Origin of the sequence: Nonomuraea sp. NPDC050733 (genome assembly GCF_040654215.1) — a bacterium.
Lineage (GTDB): Bacteria > Actinomycetota > Actinomycetes > Streptosporangiales > Streptosporangiaceae > Nonomuraea.
Genome location: NZ_JBFAHO010000087.1, coordinates 1 through 2373, shown reverse-complemented (window position 1 = coordinate 2373; position 2373 = coordinate 1). Strand labels below are relative to the sequence as shown.

The 2373-nt window shown below is 71.0% G+C and carries 2 protein-coding genes and 1 pseudogene; all 3 read left to right on the top strand.

Annotated features, from left to right (window positions below):
- Positions 1-214, top strand: a pseudogene (locus tag AB0H64_RS44880) (ABC transporter ATP-binding protein); the annotation flags it as partial.
- A 5-nt stretch (positions 215-219) separates the two neighbouring features.
- Positions 220-1926, top strand: coding sequence for an ABC transporter ATP-binding protein (locus tag AB0H64_RS44875; RefSeq protein WP_357638070.1), 1707 nt, complete (start codon positions 220-222; stop codon positions 1924-1926).
- A gap of 127 nt (positions 1927-2053) precedes the next feature.
- Positions 2054-2373 (top strand): alpha/beta fold hydrolase (locus tag AB0H64_RS44870; RefSeq protein WP_357638067.1); only part of this gene is annotated, 320 nt, incomplete at its 3' end.

The window sequence follows — 2373 nt, the reverse complement described above, 5'->3', positions numbered from 1 at the left end:
CGGCGACCGCACGATCGTCGTCATCGCCCACCGGCTGGAGACGGTCGCCGACGCCGACACCGTCGTGGTGCTGGAGGACGGAGCGATCGTCGAACACGGCAGACCCGCCGACCTGCTGACACGAGGCGGAAGGTTCGCCGCGTTCTGGCGATCCCACCAATCCGCCGAGATCGAAACCCACGATGGCGTCCTGCGAGGAGACGAGCCCCGATGATCCGAATGCTGCTGCGCGTGCTCGGAGACGAGTACGCCCGGGCGATGCGCCGTACCGTGATCCTGATGACGATCACCGCGGTGGTCGAAGGTTTGTCCTACGCGCTGCTGGTCCCGGTGCTGCGGGCGCTGCTCGGCAGCACGCCCGCGAACGCCGTGCCCTGGCTGGTCGCGTTCGGGTCCGCGGTCGCCCTCTACGCTGTGCTGCGCTACATCAGCGACTTGTCCGGCATGCGGGTCGGGACCACCATGTTGCGCGGCATGTATCACCGGCTCGGCCAGCATCTGGCCCGCCTCCCCCTCGGCTGGTACAACGCCGCTCGCATTGGCGAGGTGTCCGTCCTGGCCGGCCGCGGCCTCCTGCAAGCCATGGGCGTGGCCGCGCATCTGCTGGCACCGTTCATCTCCGCCCTGGTCACGCCCCTGACCATCGTGGCCGTGATGACCGCCTTCAACTGGCGGATGGGGTTGGCCGCGTTGCTCGCCGCACCCGTCGTGGCGGCGATCCAGGTCTGGACGGCACGCGCGACGGCCGCCGCCGACGCCGAGCGTCACGAACGCGACCAGGAGGCCAGCGGGCGCGTCATCGAATTCCTCCAGGCTCAGCCGGTGCTGCGGGCCGGCGGCCGGACCGGCGAACGCTTCCAGCTGCTCGACGACTCACTGCTGGATGCCCAGCGCGCCTCCCGCCGTACCGTGCTGGCGACGCTGCCCAGCGCCGTGGGGCTGACGCTCACCGTGCAGACGATCTTCACCGGGCTACTGGTCCTGGGCGCCTACCTCGCGCTCGGCGGGAACATCGGCGCGGCGGAGATCCTGGCGATCCTGGTGCTGGCCGCCCGCTGCGCCGACCCGCTGCTGTCGCTGTCGGACATCGGCGGCAAACTCCGCGGCGCGCGTTCGGAGCTGGCCAGACTCGAGACGGTGCTGCGCACCGAGCCGCTGCGGGAACCGCGCGAGCCGATCCAGCCGACGCACCACGGCCTCGAGCTCGACGCCGTCGCCTTCCGGCACGGCGTGCACACGGTGTTCGACGAGGTGTCGCTCACCGTCCCTGAGGGACAGCGGCTCGCGGTCGTCGGGCCGTCCGGCTCGGGCAAGAGCACGCTGCTGCAGCTGCTGGCGCGCTTCTACGACGTGGACGCCGGCGCGGTGCGCGTGGGGGGCGTGGACGTGCGCGCGATCAGCACCGAGGCGTTGATGGCGCGGATCGCCATCGTCTTCCAGGAAGTCTATCTCTTCGACGGCACGATCGAGGAGAACGTGCGCCTGGGCCGTCCCGACGCCAGCGTGGCCGAGGTGCGCGCGGCGGCGACTGCGGCGCGGTTGGACGAGGTGATCGAGCGACTGCCCGGCGGATGGGCGGCGAACGTCGGCGAGGGCGGCGCGCTGCTGTCAGGTGGTGAGCGCCAGCGTGTCTCGATCGCGCGGGCGCTGCTGAAGAACGCGCCCATCGTGCTGCTGGACGAGGTGACCTCGGCGCTGGACCCGGTCAACGAGGCGGCCGTCCATGAGGGCATCGAGCGCCTGATGGCGGGCCGGACGGTGGTGATGGTGGCGCATCGGATGCGGACCGTCCAACGCGCCGGCCGCATCGTCTTTCTGGACGGCGGCCGGATCGTGGAGGAAGGCAGCCACGACGAACTGCTCGACCATGGCGGCCGCTACGCCGACTTCTGGAACCTCTCCATGGCTCCCGCCGCGCGGGAATGAGCCCGCCAGGCCCGTGTTCCGGCCTTGGGGACCTCGGTACAGCCGTTGTGGTGACGGCCGCCGGTCTGCAACTCCGCGGGGACATTTGTCCAAGACTGACGCTCGACCGCCCGTGCATAGTCTCCGCATGAGTGAGTACGACATTGAGCACTCCCATGGGATGCACGTGGTCCATGACGGCCCGCGGCAGGCGCCGCCGTTGTTGCTCATCCACGGATCGGGGGCCTCGGGCGGCTTCTGGAGCCCGGTGGTCCCGGCACTGGCCGGCCACCATCACGTCATCCGGGTCGACCTGCCGGGCTGCGGCCAGTCCCCGCCCGCGCCGTCGTACGACGTGCCTGCGCAGGCGGGCCAGGTGGCGGCGCTGCTGGACGACCTCGGCCTTCGTCACGTCGCCGTGGTCGGGCACTCCAGCGGCGGCTACGTCGCCACCGCGCTTGCCGAACA